Below are 16,384 nucleotides of genomic sequence, written 5' to 3'. Positions count from 1 at the left end.
CCTCTAACTCTCAAAACTCAGCAAAACAAAAATATTAGAACCAAGGCAAACGCAAATCAATCACCGGCAACTCGGTATCGGCGGGCAACTGCAAAGTTTCCGCCGGAATAATCGCCAAACCCTGCGCCTGAGCCAAAGTCGCCACCAAATGCGAGCCCGAACCCAACGCGTGGGTGCGCTCACAACACAACCCGTCCTCGTCCCGTAAGAAACGCACCGGGAAGAACTGACGACGGCCCTTAGGAGACTTCACCTCATGAACAATCCGAGCCGAAATCTGCTTCGCCTCCAACCACGTCAAAGCATCCCCACTGCGTCCCTGCAAAGTAGCCAAAACCGGGGTCACAAACAAATGGAAAGAAACAAAAACCGAAACCGGATTACCAGGCAAAGCCACGAACGGAATCTGCTTACCGGCAGCATTCACCATGCCGAAACCCTGCGGCTTCCCCGGCTGCATCGCCACCTTAGTAAAATCAACCCCGAGCTGTGAAGTAGCCGCCTTCACCACATCATAAACACCGGCAGAAACACCACCAGTGCTAATAATCAAATCAACCTCATTAGCTAAATCCTGCAAAGCAGCCAACAGTTGCTCTGGAGAATCAGAGGCAATCGGAGTCACCTGCACCTCATACCCCTGCTGCGACAACAAACTCGAAAGCAAAACCGAGTTCGAATCCGGGATCTGTCCCGCACCCGGTTCCACCCCAGCGGGCACCAACTCGTCACCAGTGCTAATCACCGCCACCCGAGGGCGAGAATAAACCGGCACCTGTCCAAAACCAACCGAAGCCAAAGCCGACAACGCGGCCGGGCTGAGCACATCACCGCGCTTAACCACAATGTCACCAGGCTGCACATTCTCACCAGCCTGACGCACATTCGCACCCGGCTTCACGCTCTCACGCACCTGCACAGCCTGAGGCAAATCAGCCGGGCCAGGCTCCTGGTCAGTGAGTTCCACGGGCACAACCGTGTTGGCACCAGCCGGCAGGGGAGCACCAGTCATAATGCGGATTGCCTGCCCCGCCTCACAGCGCAAGGCCTCACCAGAACCGGCAGCGACCTCGCCAACTACCTGCAAAGTAAACGGCAGCTCAGCAGAAAGATCCGCGCTATTGAAAGCAAAACCATCCATCGCCGAGTTAGTAAAAGGTGGCACCGACAGCTTAGCTGCCATATCCTCGGCAGCCACCATACCAACCGCCTCCAACAGGGGCACAGTCACCACTTTACTGGGAGAAATCGGCGCCAAAATCTTTTCCAAATAAGACTCAACACTAAGCGGATTCATCATTTTCCTTTCCACGGAGCCAACACTTGTTATTCTATGCCCTCACCGGCTACTTGGAGTCCACTAGCGGCACAAAAGGAACCGTCTGCCAAGAGTTACGCAGCGTATCGACCAGCAACACCTGTCCAGTCAAAAGTTCGCCCGCGCCAGTCAAAAACTTCACCACCTCACCAGCCATGACACCACCAGCTTGACCGCAAGCTGCCCCCAAGACGCCATTGGCGGCACCCGTCGGAGTGGAACCCGCCGGGGGGATCGCAGGAAACAAAGCACGCAAACCCTTACCCTGGGCCGGAGTAAAAACACTAACCGAAAAATCCCAGCCCACAATCGAACCCCACACATGCGGCACCCCCAGTTGCTCGCAAGCCCGAGAAATCGAGTACTTGGTTTCAAAATTGTCGGCCGCATCCACAATCAACTGGTACGAGGACAAACGCTCTATCCAAGAATTATCCAGAGTCTCGCCCTCGGCCAGCAAAGGAAACTTACCCAAAAGATCTACCGACAGGTCTGGGGCAAAAGCCTGCAAAGTCTCCCGCGCAGACTCCGCCTTACCCTGGCCCAAACGCTCATAAGGGTGCAAGAACTGACGCTGCAAATTTGATTCTTCAATCACATCAAATTCACAGATTCCCAAATGCCCCACCCCAGCCGCAGCCAAGTAAGTCAAGACCGGAGAACCCAGACCGCCAGCCCCAACCACCAAGACCTTTGCCTGATATAGCGCGCGTTGACCTTCCTCGCCAAAACCCTCCAACAGGACATTTCTAAGGTCGCGAGGACGAATCTCAAGCGGGTTAGCACACGATGATGTGATATTTGCGGACATTCGCTTCTCTTTCAAAATGATGGTTAAGATAGTGCAGTTACTAAAAATAGCAAACAAGTCTAGAAGGGATGATGCCGGTGACCAACGCCGAAATCGCAGCAAAAGTACGTGAGGCAACCATCAGCGATCAGCCCCTCGACCTAGACGCCGCCACGGCCGCGGTCAATGATCCGCGCGCCGGGGCAATCGCCACTTTCTTCGGGCAGGTGCGCAACCACGACCACGGGGACGAAGTAACCTTCTTGGAATATTCCATGCACCCCACAGCCGAGGCCGAAATCAAACAGATCGCTGCCGAAATCGCCGCCCGCGACGAACTCTGCGCCGTGTGGGTGGCACACCGCGTCGGCACTCTCCAAATCGGGGACGCCGCACTAGTCGCTGCCGTTTCTGCCCCGCACCGCCAAGCCGCCTTCCAGGCCCTCGCCGACATTGTCGACGAAGTTAAATCGCGCGTGCCCATCTGGAAATGCCAACATTTCCCCGACGGCAGCCACGAATGGTCCAACTGTCCATAGGGCAAAAAAGCACTAGAGCCACCTGTCAAACATGCAAAGTAAGCATGGGCAGGTGGCTTTCGTTTATGGCCAGCCGAGGGCGAAAAGCTCACGATTAGCCGCCAGCAAAAGGTGGAAGCACATCCAACTGCGGGGCCGGAAGTTGCGCCAAAGGCAACTGCCGATCCGAAACCGGCTGGCCCTCAGAAAGGAAAGACGCCACCGAAAGGACGCGCGCCAAATCCGGGTTATCCTCGCCCAGACGGGTTACGACCTCGGCAAGAGTCGACTCACCACTAACTTCAAGCACCTGTTCCGAGGTACCCGCAGCCGCAGCCGCCCCCGCAAAATAACGAACTTTTAGACTCAAATCAGTCATCGCACCTCCAAAACAAATAGCTTAAAAATAAAACGTGAAAAAACCGAAGGAACGGAAAGACTAACCGCCGATCGCAGACATGGTGCGCTTGGGCGGTTCGAAACCGACTTCGTGAATCCCATGCCCAGCCGGCTTTTGCCACATAGTTTGCGCCCAAGCCGTCGCTAGTTCCTCGTCACTCGCCCCACCGCGCATCAAATCACGTAAAGAAAACTCTTCGAGCGAGAACAAACAAGAACGCAAACTGCCATCAGCGGTCAAACGAGTACGATCACAATCCCCGCAGAACGGGCGCGTTACCGAAGCAATAATGCCCACTGACCCCAGTGGTTCCATACCATCGAGGTCGATTGCTTCCCTTGGGAAAACATCCCAAAGTTCTGCCGGTGCAGAACCCCGATTAGGCCGAGGACGCAACTGGTACTTCGTTTCCAAAATCTCAATAATTTCGGCAGCAGTCGCCACCTTCGACAGATCCCAAGTGTGGCGCGGCCCCAAAGGCATGTGTTCAATAAAACGCAACTGGTAGCCATGTTCGAGACAGAAAGTCAGAAGCTGCTCAGCCTGAGTCAGATTCTGGTCCTTCATCGCCACAGTATTGATCTTGATGGGAGTTAAACCAGCTGCTTTAGCGGCAGCAATGCCCTTCAAAACATCAGGCAAACGATCACGACGAGCCAAACGCGCATAAGTTTGCCGATCAACCGAATCCAAAGAAATGTTGACCCGATCCAAACCAGCCTGTGCCAACTGCTCGGCCTGCTTATCCAAACCCAAAGCATTTGTAGTCAAGCTCAGCTCTGGCCGCCCATTTGGACCCGAAAGCTTCGCCGCTTCAGCTACCAATGTCACCAAAGAGCGACGAAGTAACGGCTCACCGCCAGTAAAACGAATCTTAGTGATCCCCAAGGTATTGACCGCAATATTAAGGAGCCGAAGAATTTCCTCATCGGTTAGGATCTCTTCTTTGGCGGTCCAATCCAAGCCTTCAGCTGGCATACAGTAGGTACAGCGCAAGTTGCAACGGTCGGTTAACGAGACGCGAAGATCTGTCGCGACTCGCCCGTATTTATCCGTCAGCTGCAAGGACTGCCCTTTCTGTTTCAATCAAAATCACCAGCCGCAAACGACCTGGCGTTAGGGCTCATTAAACCAGCAACATTTTACACGGCAATAGTCGTGAAAAATAGTTGATGTGACGAGGCTTAATGATCGCCGCCACCAAGTTGTTCCAAAACATGTGGAACTAGTGGGCCGAGGACGTCCACGGTGTCGCGAACACCACCACTAGAACCTGGAGCGTTAATCACCAAAACCCCATCGGCTTCCCGCGAAGTCACCCCAACCAAACCGCGAGACAAGCCCGCCAGCGGAGTCTTTGCCAAACCGTAATTGCGAACCTGTTCAGCCAGGCCTGGCAGCTGGGCGACCAACAGGGGAGCGGTCGCTTCAGGCGTCAAATCCCGCGGAGTTACGCCAGTGCCACCCGTGGTTAAGACAACCCGTGCACCCATGGCAATCGCATCCTTAATCGCCTGTTGAATCAAATCGATCTCGTCAGGAATCACAGTTGGGGCAGGGCAAATGACATCATATTCAGCCAACATCTCTACTGCGAGCGGGCCCGATTTATCTTCCCGAGTACCCCGATGGCAACGATCAGAAACGGTAATCACCGCACCCTTTACCGGTTCAGGCAAACGATGAAATTGCTTTTCTTTAATCTTCATTTTGGCTCCTTAAAAAACCGAAAAACTACAACTCTCATCCTAGCGGGAAAATTATTAAGTGACACCAGTATTTTCAAAAAAAGAAAACAGAAAATAAAAAACGCCCCGATTTTTCGTTGAAATAACAGGGTAAAAAAGAGAACAAATATTTTCACGAAAAAATCCGTGTTAAATAATCTCATAAACATCAACCTAACTTGGCAGATCTACGCCTACTTAATTTTGGAGGAATAAAATGGCTCAGCTGGACACTTCCGGTCGCGTCCTACAAGGATGGGACCCCAGCAAGGAAGAAAACTGGGACAAGAAAATTGCTTGGCGCACCCTGTGGATTTCCACCTTCTCGCTCACCATCGCCTTCTGCGTATGGTTCCTAGTTTCGGCTATCGCCCCTAAGCTGAACCAGATTGGTTTCGACCTATCTAAGACCCAGCTTTACTGGTTGGCTGCTATCCCAGGCCTCTCCGGCGGCCTCATGCGACTCATCTACATGTTTATGCCACCGATCATCGGTACCCGTAAACTTGTCGGCTGGTCCTCCCTCCTCTTCCTAATCCCAATGGTTGGCTGGTTCTTCGCCGTACAGAACACCGCCACCCCATACTGGTGGTTGCTCGCACTAGCAGCCATGACCGGTATCGGCGGCGGTTCCTTCGCCGGCTACATGCCATCCACCGGTTACTTCTTCCCCAAGTCTCAGCAGGGAACCGCCCTCGGCTTGCAGGCAGGTATCGGTAACTTCGGTGTCTCCCTCGTTCAGCTTCTCGGCCCTTGGGTAATGGGTGCCGGCCTTTTCGGCCTCGGCATGGTTGCTCCAGTCAGCACCGACGCCGGTGACGTTTACGTTGCCAACATCGCCCTCTTCTTCGTCCCATGGACCATCTTGGCTGCCGTCCTTGCTTTCATGTACCTAAAGGACGTGCCGATCAAGGCAAACTTCAAGCAGCAGATCGATATCTTCGGCAACAAGAACACCTGGATCATGACCCTGATTTACGTGATGACCTTCGGTGCTTTCTCCGGCTTCTCCGCCCAGTTCGCCCTCCTAATCAACAACACCTTCGGTGCTGCTTCTGACTTCGCTGGCACTGTTCCGGCAGCCGACCTACCAAAGGGTTTGACCTTCGCCTTCCTCGGCCCACTAATCGGCTCCGCCATGCGCGCCGCTTTCGGCCCACTCTGTGACCGCTTCGGCGGGGCAATCTGGACCCTAGTTTCCGGTATCGGCATGACCATCACTACCTTCATCGCCGCCCTTTACCTACACCCAACCAGCGTGTCCGACTTCTGGCCATTCCTCTTCGCCATGCTCGGCATGTTCTTCTTCTCCGGTGTGGGTAACGCCGGCACCTTCAAGCAGATGCCAATGATTCTTCCTCCTCGCCAGGCTGGCGGCGTCATCGGCTGGACCTCTGCTATCGCTTCCTTCGGCCCATTCTTCGTGGGTGTGGCCCTCTCCGGTCTTGATGCTCAGGCATTCTTCTTCGGTTCGGCAGCATTCTTCTTGCTCTGCACCGTTTTGACCTGGATCTACTACGCTCGCCCGAACGCTCCGTTCCCAGGCTGAGCCACTTATTCGTAAACCACAAAGTTGAGGTAAACATGAGTGAAGCAAAATCTTCAAAGCTACTGGCGCTAGGGTCGTGGCTCCGCGGGGGAGAAGTCTCCAATGACTCCCGCGCCATCTTCCTAGACGGCGGTCGCTCCGCAGACACCTTCTACCGTCAGCGCTACAGCTACGACAAGGTCGTCCGCTCGACCCACGGTGTGAACTGCACCGGTTCCTGCTCCTGGAAGGTTTACGTCAAAGATGGCGTAATCACCTGGGAATCCCAAGAAACCGACTACCCCAGCACCGGCCCAGATCTACCAGACTACGAACCACGCGGTTGCCCTCGTGGTGCCGCCTTCAGCTGGTACGAATACTCACCAACTCGTATTCGTTACCCCTACGTTCGTTCCGTTTTGCTTCACGCCTACCGGCAGAAGAAAGCCGAACTCGGCGACCCAGTAGAGGCTTGGAAGGCCATCCAAGATGATCCCCAGATCGTCAAGGCCTACAAGTCGGCTCGTGGCCGCGGCGGCATGGTTCGCACCACCTGGGACGAAGCCATGGAAATCGTGGCAGCCGCCAACGTCTCCACCATTAAGGAATACGGCCCTGACCGCATTGCTGGCTTCACCGTGCTCCCAGCAATGTCCATGGTCAGCTTCGGTGCAGGTTCCCGTTACCTCCAGCTAATCGGTGGCGTTAACCTCTCCTTCTACGACTGGTACGCCGACCTTCCAGTGGCCTCGCCACAGGTCTTCGGTGACCAGACCGACGTGCCAGAATCGGGCGACTGGTTCAACTCCGACTACCTCATCATGTGGGGTTCCAACGTTCCGTTGACCCGTACCCCAGACGCACACTTCATGACCGAAGCTCGTTACCACGGACAGAAGGTCGTCGTTGTCTCGCCAGACTATGCCGACAACACCAAGTTCGCGGACGAATGGCTACGCGTCAACCCAGGCACCGACGGCGCCCTCGCCCAGGCCATGGGCCACGTCATCCTCAAGGAATTCCACACTGAAAAGCAGACCCCGTACTTCCTCAAGTACCTGCAGAAGTACTCGGATTCCCCATTCTTGTTGACTCTTGAACCCGAAGGTGACCACCTCGCCCCCGGCAACTTCCTCACCGCCGCAGACCTACCCGAGGACGGCACCTACGCCTCCTTGCGTAACAGCGAAAACGCTAAGCAGCGTCTGCTCGTATGGGATGCCGATGGTCAGGTCAAGGATCCAGGCGGTACCCTCGCTGACCGTTACGGCGAAGCCGGTAAGGGTAAGTGGAACCTCAAGCTAGACGGGATTGACCCAGTCTTGAGCTTGTTCGAAACCGGCGGACACGAAACGGCCACTGTGGCTCTGCCTCGTTTCGACCTTCCTGGCCAGGCAACTGAAACTGGTCCGGTCGGCGCAGGTACCGTCTTGCGTGGCGTGCCTGTTCAGCGCGTTGGGGACAAACTAGTCACCACCGTTTACGACCTCTTGCTAGCCAACTACGGTGTGGCCCGCGAAGGCCTCCCCGGCGAATGGCCCACCAGCTACGAGGATGCCAGCCAGCCCGGCACCCCAGCTTGGGCCGAAGAACTCACCGGTGTTCCAGCCAACGCCATCATCCGTATCGCCCGCGATTTCGCTAAGAACGCGGAAGAAACCAACGGTCGTTCCATGATCATCATGGGTGCCGGCGTGAACCACTACTACCACGCTGACACCATCTACCGCACCATGCTGGCGCTGACCACCATGTGTGGCACCCAGGGTGTTAACGGTGGCGGTTGGGCTCACTATGTGGGTCAGGAAAAGGTCCGTCCAATGACCGGTTGGGCGCAGTACTCCTTCGCCCTCGACTGGGTACGCCCACCACGTCAAATGATTGCGACCGGTTTCTGGTACTTCACCACCGATCAATGGCGTTACGACGGCGTTCGCGCCGACCGCCTCGGTGGCCCTCGCGCCGGTGAAGTCTTCGGCGACCTCACCGCAGCTGACACCTTGGTCGAAGCTTCCCAGCGCGGCTGGATGCCTTCCTACCCGGCCTTCGATCGTTCCTCCTTGCAGCTCGGCGAGGACGCTGCTGCCGCTGGTAAGCCAGCCGGCCAGTACGTCTCCGAAGAACTCGCAGCAGGACGACTCAAGTTCGCTTGTGAAGACCCTGATGCCATCCAGAACCAGCCGAAGATCCTCTTCAACTGGCGTACCAACCTCCTCGGTTCGTCCGCAAAGGGCACCGAATTCTTCCTCCGTCACATGATCGGTGCAGACTCCGACGTGCAGGCCGAAGAATTGCCCGAGGGCGCACGTCCCAAGAAGATGACCTGGCGAGAAGAAGCACCACAGGGCAAGCTGGATCTAATGGTGACCGCGGACTTCCGCAACACCTCCACCACCTTGTTCTCTGACATTGTCTTGCCGGCAGCGACTTGGTACGAAAAGTACGACTTGTCGTCGACCGATATGCACCCCTACGTGCACTCCTTCAACGCGGCCATCAACCCGCCGTGGGAAGCTCGCACCGACTTCAAGCTGTTCCAAGACCTATCCGCCCTCGTTTCGGACTTCGCCAAGGATCACTTGGGTGTCCGTCAGGACGTTATCTCGGTACCGCTCTCGCACGATACCCCGGACGAAATCTCCGGCCCAGGCGCCCACGTCCTCGATCGCTCTGAATGCGGTTGGGTACCAGGCGTCAACATGCCAAAGATCGTCCAGGTTGAGCGCGACTACACCAAGATCTTGGAAAAGTACAACGCCATTGGCCCACTACCTGAAAAGGTCGGCATGGGCACCAAGGGCATCTTGTTCAGCCCAGATCAGGAAATCGCACACCTCGGCAAGGTCAACGGTACGGTTCCAACCGCCCTCGGCCCACGCCCAGCAATCGATACCGACAAGAAGGCCGCAGAAATGATGCTGCGTTTGTCGGGTACTACCAACGGTCGCCTTGCGACCCAAGGTTTCACCCGTCTAGATGAACGCACTGGTACTCAAACTCGCGACCTTTCGGCTTCCTCCGAAGACGTCCGGATTACCTTCCGCGATGTCCAAGAAAAGCCGATGTCGATCGTCACCAGCCCAGAATGGTCCGGTTCGGAACACGGTGGTCGCCGCTACTCCGCCTTCGTCATTAACGTCGAACGCGAAAAGCCATGGCACACCTTGACCGGTCGCCAGCACTTCTTCCTCGACCACGACTGGATGAAGGGCATGGGCGAAACCTTGCCAGTCTTCCGTCCGCCATTGGACCTCTTCCACCTTTACGGGGAAGCAGCCCCAGGCACCGTCGGCACCAATGGGCAAGGCCAAACTGAAGTTGCTGTTCGTTACCTGACCGTACACAACAAGTGGGCAATCCACTCCCAGTACTTCGATAACTTGCACATGCTGACCCTTGGCCGCGGTGGCCAAACCGTCTGGATGTCCATCAAGGACGCCGAAAAGATTGGCGTCCGCGACAACGAATGGATCGAAGTTGCTAACCGTAACGGTGTAGTTTCCGCTCGTGCAGTGGTCTCGCACCGTATGCCAGAAGGCACCGTGTTCATGCACCACGCCCAAGAGCGAACCATGAACACGCCACTCAACGAATCTACCGGTAAGCGCGGTGGTACCCACAACTCGCTAACCCGTATTTTCCTTAAGCCTTCCCACCTAATCGGTGGCTACGGCCAGTTCAACTACGCGTTCAACTACATTGGCCCCACCGGTAACCAACGAGACGAAGTTACGGTCATCCGTCGCCGTAGCCAGGAGGTGCAATTCTGATGAAAATCATGGCACAAATCGCGATGGTCATGAACCTCGACAAGTGCATCGGGTGCCACACCTGTTCAGTGACTTGTAAACAAGCCTGGACCAACCGTGAAGGCACCGAGTACATGTGGTTCAACAACGTTGAAACCCGCCCAGGTGTGGGCTACCCACAACGTTGGGAAGACCAAGAAAAATGGCAGGGTGGCTGGGTTCGTACCTCGAGCGGCAAGCTAAAGCCAAAGGCTGGCGGTCGCCTCAAGAAGCTCACTCAGATCTTCGCAAACCCGAACTTGCCAGAGATTGACGACTACTACGAGCCCTGGACCTACGAGTACGAAAAGCTACTCTCGGCCCCGAAGGACTCGAAGTCGCTACCAGTTGCTCGCGCTAAGTCGCAGCTCACTGGCGAACACATGGACACCATCTCCTGGGGTCCAAACTGGGATGACGACCTCGGTGGTTCGGCAGAAACCATGCACGAGGACCCGGTTCTTTCGCAGATGAACCTGAAGGTAAAGACTCAGATCGAAGAAACCTTCATGTTCTACTTGCCACGTATTTGTGAGCACTGCTTGAACCCAACTTGTGTTTCCTCCTGCCCTTCGGGCGCCATGTACAAGCGCACCGAAGATGGCATCGTCCTCGTCGATCAGGATGCTTGCCGCGGTTGGCGCATGTGTGTTTCCGGTTGCCCTTACAAGAAAGTTTACTTCAACCACGATTCGGGCAAGGCAGAAAAATGTACCTTCTGCTACCCCCGTATCGAGGCCGGCGAACCCACCATTTGTTCCGAAACCTGCGTTGGTCGCCTCCGCTACCTCGGCGTGCTACTTTACGATGCCGACAAGGTACAAGAAGCTGCCAGCGTGGAAAACGAGTGGGATCTCTACCCAGCACAGTGTGACTTGCTGCTAGACCCATACGATCCTGAGGTAGTTTCCCAGGCACTAGCCGATGGCGTGCCAAACTCCTTCATCGAGGCCGCACAGCAGTCCCCGGTTTACGACCTAATCCACAAGTACAAGGTGGCGCTCCCATTGCACCCCGAGTACCGCACAATGCCAATGGTTTGGTACATCCCGCCATTGTCGCCAGTGGTCGAGGCCGTTTCTCAGGCTGGATCCGATGGCGAAGACCACCGCGTCTTGCTCACGGCCATCTCCCAGATGCGTATCCCAATGGAATACCTGGCAGGCCTGTTCACCGCTGGTGACACCGCTCCTGTGGAGAAGTCGCTTCGACGCCTTGCGGCCATGCGCTCTTACATGCGTTCCGTTCGAGTCGAAGGCCAAGGCGATGAAGAAATCGCGGCAGCTGTCGGCATGAGCGGCGAAGAGGTAGAAGCCATGTACCGTCTCTTGGCCATTGCCAAGTACGACGACCGTTACGTGATTCCGACCTCGCACCCAGAAGAGCCACGCGGCATCAAGGAACTACGCGGCGAAGGAAACTACGAACCATACGCCGAATTCAAGGATGCTGGCGTCTTCCCGAACGCTGCCAACCTAGCCGACCTCGGCCCAGGCCGCGGCGCCCCCGCCGAATGTGGCGCCGGCTGTGGCATCGGCGAAGGTAGCAACCAAAAGGTCTTCCTCACCTTGCGTACAAGGAAGTAACCATGAGTCAGGTTAACTTTGTACGTCGCGCACCAGCTCAGCCGGTACCTCCCGTAGAGGTGACGGATAGCCAGCGCACCATTGTTTACATGGCGGCCAGCCTGCTGCTCGACTATCCCGGTGAGGATTTCGAGCAGCGGCTAGCCACCGTTCGCGAAAGCATTGACGAATTGCCGTTGGCACTAGCCGACCGTTTCGTCGCTTTCTGCGACTGGGCGCAGGGTCAAACCCGCACCGAGGTCGAATCCGCCTACGTGGAAACCTTCGACCAAAAACGACGCTGCGCCCCCTACTTGACCTACTACGCGGTAGGGGATACCCGTACCCGTGGGGCAGCTCTACTCACTTTCCAAGAGTTGCTCAAAGCGGCGGGCTTCGAACTAACCGGTTCTGAACTACCCGACTATCTGCCCATTGTTTTGGAACTAAGCGCACGCTCCGACGATCCGGCAGTACAGGCACTTTTGCCGGCATACCGTGAAGGTCTTGAAGTGTTGCGAGCCGCCCTCGGACAGCTCTCTTCACCGTGGACCGCCCTCGTGGAAAACGTGTGTGCTGTGCTTGGCCCCATCCCCGACGAAACCATGGAGCTCTACCAAAAGCTCATTCGTCAAGGACCGCCAGCCGAACTCGTCGGGACCGGCGAGCTTCCCTTCCCGACCTCAATCCCTGGAGTATGAAAATGGACTTTTTCTTATGGGTAGCCCTACCCTACATTTCCTTCGCCCTGTTGATTGGGGGCATGATCTGGCGCTGGAAGACTGACCAGTACGGTTGGACTTCGCGCTCCAGCCAGATTTACGAATCGAAGCTACTACGCCTATCCTCCCCGCTGTTCCACCTCGGCATTATCTTTGTCGGTTTGGGACACGTCATGGGTTTGGTTTTCCCCAAGGCAATGACTAACGCCCTCGGGATTAGCGAGCATTCCTACCACCTCGTGGCTACCATCGGTGGTTCGGTGGCTGCTTTGATGACCGTCCTCGGTCTAATCGGCTTGCTCTACCGTCGCTTCGTTATCAAGTCGGTACGTCTATCCACCAGCCGCAACGACGTTTTCATGTACATCATGTTGCTCATTGCCATCTGCTTGGGCACCACCGCTACCTTGGTTAACCAGGTATTTGGGGAAGCTGGCGGCTACGACTATCGTGAAACCATTGGCCCATGGTTCCGCTCGATCTTTTACTTCCAGCCAGATCCTGCGCTCATGGCAAACGTGCCATTGACTTTCAAGTTGCACGTCATTGCCGGCCTACTGCTCTTCGCGGTTTGGCCTTTCACTCGCCTCGTACACGTGCTTTCCGCTCCGATCGGTTACCCCACCCGTCCATACGTGGTGTACCGTTCGCGCGAAGCAGCCACTGGTGCTGCTAAGCCTGCACGCGGTTGGAAGAAAGTAGACCACTCTAGCGATGACTATTACACTGGGGGAGCTCGTCCTTCTGGGGCGTGATCCCAAAGTTGGGGTGAATATCAGCAATAAGCCTTTTGGTTTAAGGAACAGGAATGACTGAAACGGTAATCAATTCCGCAGCCTCGGCAATGCGGCAATTGGCTTCATTAACACCCACGCAGTATCAAGTGCTTAATGTACTTTCATCAGAACTGCGTCCGATTACCATTAGTAAGCTTTCCGAGCTAACTGATATTCACCCCAACTCTTTACGTGACCACCTAGAAGTCTTAGTCGAAAATGGTCAAGTAAAACGTACTGCCGAAAAAACGGGGGGACGAGGACGTCCCACCTGGTTATACGAACCCTCAATCCCAGCCTCTTTCGAATCTCTCGATAACTTGGCACGTTTCCGCTCTTCCGCTGTCCGGAAGGTGCTGGTGCGCCGCGGTATCGAAATTCAAGAATTGGCTGAAGATTTTGGTCGCGAGTGGGCCCAAGAGCTCTTTGCCGCGCACACTCTTCCTACTCACGCACAATTTGATCCCGACTCGCCTCGGATGCAGCTAGAACTGCATTTAACCAAAGTGCGAGTCTTCCTTTCATCACTTGGTTTTACCGCGCGCAGCACCAGTAAACCGCGCGAAATGGTCTTGCTTACCTGTCCAGTTTGGGATCAGGGAGAAGAAGTCGATCTTTACCAGTTGAATCTACACTGGGGTTTGATCGACGAGATTTTGAAAGTCGTCTCACATGGTAGGATTAGGGCCACTTTAATTGCAAATCCGCAACAACATAACTGTATACTGCAGTTGCATGACAACACGACTACGGCCTCGGCTTTAACCATGCCGGGATTACCTAGGAAGGAACTTGTAAATGAACTTGCGTAAAGGTCTGGCTGCGGCCAGCATCGTGGCCCTAGCTGCTCCACTATCAGCTTGTGGTTCCAGTGGTACTTCAGCTAACTCCACTGCTACCAGTCCCGAGGGCGAGAAAGCTACGCTAACTGTGTTTGCGGCTGCCTCCTTGCACCAGGTCTTCCAGCAAATCAATGATGAAGTTTTTGCCAAGGACCATCCAAACGTAGAAGTAAAGTTCGCTTTCGAAGGTTCTTCGACTTTGTTCGACCAGTTGAAGGCGGGGGCACCTGCAGACGTTTTGGCCACCGCTAACCAGAAGGTAATGAAGAAGGCCATCGAGTCCGAACTCGTCGATACTCCGGAAGACTTCACTGCTAACACCCTGACTTTGATTGTGCCGAAGGGCAACCCAGCAAAGGTCACCGGTTTGGATGCCTCCCTCGATAAGGCTCGCTTGGTCGTTTGCCAAGAACGCGTTCCTTGCGGTTCGGCCACCAAGAAGCTAGAAGAAGCTGCCGGTGTCACCCTGCACCCGGCCTCGGAAGAAAATAAGGTTACTGACGTCCGCGCCAAGGTTGAATCCGGTGACGCTGACGCCGGCTTGGTCTACAAGACCGATGCTGCTTCCGCCAAGAACGTAGAGGTTATTGACGTTCCGGCAGCGGACAAGATCGTCAACAAGTACCCAATCGCAGTCGTGAAGGATTCGAAGCAGGCCAAGTTGGCCGCTGACTTCCTCGCGGCAGTTCAGTCCGAAGCTGGCCAAGCCCTCTTGGAAAAAGCCGGCTTCATGAAGCCCTGAGCTAACCAATAGGTCAGACTGAAAGCCAAAACTGGCAAGGAGAAACGAGTGACTAGGCACGAACCGAAAACTCACCGGGCGATTCCGAACTGGATGTATCCATTCGCAGCCATCGCCGTTCTCTTTCTAGTAATCCCAATCTGGGCGCTGCTATGGCGTCTACCTTGGCTCGAAATCGGGGAGCTAATTACGGCTCCCGCCTCGATCGACGCGCTTTGGCTTTCAGTCTGGACCTGTTCAGTTGCCACCCTACTTTGTGTGATTTTTGGAGCTCCGCTCTCCCTGTGGTGCTCTAGAGAAGACCAGTACGGTCCCTGGCAGGCAAAGCTGGCCCGTCTCACTCGCGGGGTATTGCGCCTGCCGATGGTGTTGCCGCCCGTGGTGGCCGGCCTCGTCCTACTGCAAACTTGGGGTCGTTACGGGCTCCTTGGCCAATATCTCGATCTGTTTGGTTGGCGTATCGCTTTCACCTCGGTCGCGGTAGTGATTGCGCAAACTTTCATTTCTCTGCCATTTTTCTTTGCCTCTTTCGAATCGGCTCTGCGTGCTAGCGGGCACAAATACGAACGGCAAGCACGCATCCTAGGGGCGCCTTCCAACACCATTTTTTGGCAAATTACGATGCCGTTGGTGCGCCCCGCCCTAGCTTCCGCGGCTGCCTTGGCTTTTGCTCGCGCCCTCGGTGAGTTCGGAGCGACCCTAACTTTCGCCGGCTCCTTACAAGGGGTCACTCGCACGATTCCGCTCGATATTTATTTACTTCGCGAGGACGATACCGGGCAAGCCTTAGCTCTTTCCTTGGTGCTAATCATTCTGGCGATTGCTTTGGCCGTTTTCGCGCAGTTCATCGGCAAGTCCGCGAAATGGCAAACCGAAGAGCATCGAGATAAACGACCTGCTAACCCTGAATCCGATACTGTCAAGCTCGCTGCCCAAACCGAAGCTGTCCGGCAGTTAGCGGAAAAACTAGCCGATAGCAAGACCGGCCCCCAAATCAGGGTGCAAGCTCAAGTGCCAGAACGCAAGGTAACAATCGATACCACCTTCCCTGCGGGGCAAACAACCGCGCTAGTCGGCCCAAATGGCTCAGGTAAGTCCACCCTGCTCTCGGTTCTATCTGGCACCCTTGGCTATGATGGGCAAGTCGACCTCGGCTTGAAAAAAGTGGGTATTCTAGAGCAGAAACCTGTGCTTTTCCCACACTTTACCAACCAAACCAACATCGAGTTCGCACTTCGCTTTAGCCACCCGAACCTGAACCGAGCAGCACGTGCGGAACGCGCGGCTCAAGCGTTGGCCGCCGTGGGCACTTCCCATTTGGCAAAGCGATACCCCAGCCAACTATCTGGGGGCGAAAAGCAACGAGTTGCCATCGCGAGGCTAGCAGCTGGTGCCCCCGAAATCGTGCTGTTGGATGAACCTCTGTCAGCTTTGGATGAGGATGCAGCCAAGCAAGCTCGCCAGCTATTGAAGGAAGTTTTGGCTGCCCTTAAAGCCACGACCGTCCTGGTAACCCACCACTCCCAAGACGTTTTAGAACTAGCCCACTGGATGGTAGTACTCAAGCAGGGCAAGGTGTATCGCCGCGGAGAGCCCGATGCCCTGCTTGGTCTGTTGGGAGATGACCCGCAAAAGGCCAAACTAGCAGTGGTTTGGTCCTAGCGGGCT

General features: G+C 55.5%; 14 protein-coding genes. 9 read left to right on the top strand and 5 right to left on the bottom strand.

Translation table 11 applies throughout. The features are described 5' to 3' along the window. Positions 1 to 34 precede the first annotated feature (34 nt). Positions 35 to 1,300 (bottom strand): molybdopterin molybdotransferase MoeA, encoded by a 1,266-nt coding sequence (locus BK816_RS06935; RefSeq protein ID WP_071164518.1) that lies wholly within the window; start codon positions 1,298 to 1,300, stop codon positions 35 to 37. A gap of 46 nt (positions 1,301 to 1,346) precedes the next feature. Then, complete coding sequence (locus tag BK816_RS06930) at positions 1,347 to 2,129, bottom strand: HesA/MoeB/ThiF family protein (protein WP_071164517.1); 783 nt, start codon at positions 2,127 to 2,129, stop codon at positions 1,347 to 1,349. Between the two features lie 77 nt (positions 2,130 to 2,206). Between BK816_RS06930 and BK816_RS06925 the strand changes: the two genes are divergently transcribed. Then, positions 2,207 to 2,647: a molybdenum cofactor biosynthesis protein MoaE gene (locus tag BK816_RS06925; protein WP_236842314.1), complete on the top strand. Its 441-nt coding sequence runs from the start codon at positions 2,207 to 2,209 to the stop codon at positions 2,645 to 2,647. A 94-nt stretch (positions 2,648 to 2,741) separates the two neighbouring features. Here BK816_RS06925 and BK816_RS06920 read toward each other — a convergent pair whose 3' ends face one another. The 3 genes from BK816_RS06920 to BK816_RS06910 form a co-directional block, all read right to left on the bottom strand. Then, positions 2,742 to 3,005: a ubiquitin family protein gene (locus BK816_RS06920; protein WP_071164515.1), complete on the bottom strand. Its 264-nt coding sequence runs from the start codon at positions 3,003 to 3,005 to the stop codon at positions 2,742 to 2,744. Between the two features lie 60 nt (positions 3,006 to 3,065). After that, complete coding sequence (gene moaA / locus BK816_RS06915; protein WP_071164514.1) at positions 3,066 to 4,112, bottom strand: GTP 3',8-cyclase MoaA; 1,047 nt, start codon at positions 4,110 to 4,112, stop codon at positions 3,066 to 3,068. 98 nt (positions 4,113 to 4,210) lie between these two features. Further along, positions 4,211 to 4,735 carry a MogA/MoaB family molybdenum cofactor biosynthesis protein gene (locus BK816_RS06910; protein WP_071164513.1) on the bottom strand — a complete coding sequence of 175 codons (525 nt, stop codon included), beginning with the start codon at positions 4,733 to 4,735 and terminating at the stop codon, positions 4,211 to 4,213. A 235-nt stretch (positions 4,736 to 4,970) separates the two neighbouring features. Between BK816_RS06910 and BK816_RS06900 the strand changes: the two genes are divergently transcribed. From BK816_RS06900 to modB, 8 genes are read left to right on the top strand one after another with little or no spacing between them, the layout of a single operon-like run. Next, the gene (locus BK816_RS06900) at positions 4,971 to 6,302 is read left to right on the top strand and encodes a nitrate/nitrite transporter (protein ID WP_071164511.1); all 1,332 of its coding nucleotides are present in this window, start codon (positions 4,971 to 4,973) and stop codon (positions 6,300 to 6,302) included. Between the two features lie 35 nt (positions 6,303 to 6,337). Next, positions 6,338 to 10,051: a nitrate reductase subunit alpha gene (locus tag BK816_RS06895; RefSeq protein WP_071164510.1), complete on the top strand. Its 3,714-nt coding sequence runs from the start codon at positions 6,338 to 6,340 to the stop codon at positions 10,049 to 10,051. Further along, positions 10,051 to 11,655: a nitrate reductase subunit beta gene (narH, locus tag BK816_RS06890; protein WP_071164509.1), complete on the top strand. Its 1,605-nt coding sequence runs from the start codon at positions 10,051 to 10,053 to the stop codon at positions 11,653 to 11,655. The genes BK816_RS06895 and narH overlap by 1 nt, the downstream gene beginning before the upstream one ends. 2 nt (positions 11,656 to 11,657) lie before the next feature. Then, positions 11,658 to 12,335, top strand: a complete 678-nt coding sequence (gene narJ, locus BK816_RS06885) for a nitrate reductase molybdenum cofactor assembly chaperone (protein ID WP_083379133.1) — start codon at positions 11,658 to 11,660, stop codon at positions 12,333 to 12,335. Positions 12,336 to 12,337: 2 nt separating this feature from the next. Then, complete coding sequence (narI, locus tag BK816_RS06880) at positions 12,338 to 13,111, top strand: respiratory nitrate reductase subunit gamma (RefSeq protein WP_236842313.1); 774 nt, start codon at positions 12,338 to 12,340, stop codon at positions 13,109 to 13,111. A gap of 53 nt (positions 13,112 to 13,164) precedes the next feature. After that, on the top strand, positions 13,165 to 13,944 hold the full coding sequence (locus BK816_RS06875; RefSeq protein ID WP_071164507.1) for a helix-turn-helix domain-containing protein: 780 nt from the start codon (positions 13,165 to 13,167) through the stop codon (positions 13,942 to 13,944). Next, positions 13,931 to 14,716 carry a molybdate ABC transporter substrate-binding protein gene (modA, locus tag BK816_RS06870; protein WP_156982002.1) on the top strand — a complete coding sequence of 262 codons (786 nt, stop codon included), beginning with the start codon at positions 13,931 to 13,933 and terminating at the stop codon, positions 14,714 to 14,716. The genes BK816_RS06875 and modA overlap by 14 nt, the downstream gene beginning before the upstream one ends. A gap of 48 nt (positions 14,717 to 14,764) precedes the next feature. Then, on the top strand, positions 14,765 to 16,378 hold the full coding sequence (gene modB / locus BK816_RS06865; protein ID WP_071164506.1) for a molybdate ABC transporter permease subunit: 1,614 nt from the start codon (positions 14,765 to 14,767) through the stop codon (positions 16,376 to 16,378). Positions 16,379 to 16,384: the final 6 nt, after the last annotated feature.

The organism is Boudabousia tangfeifanii (assembly GCF_001856685.1).
Classification (GTDB): domain Bacteria; phylum Actinomycetota; class Actinomycetes; order Actinomycetales; family Actinomycetaceae; genus Boudabousia; species Boudabousia tangfeifanii.
Note: the sequence above shows the minus strand (reverse complement) of the source record. Positions and strands in the feature narration are given on the sequence as shown.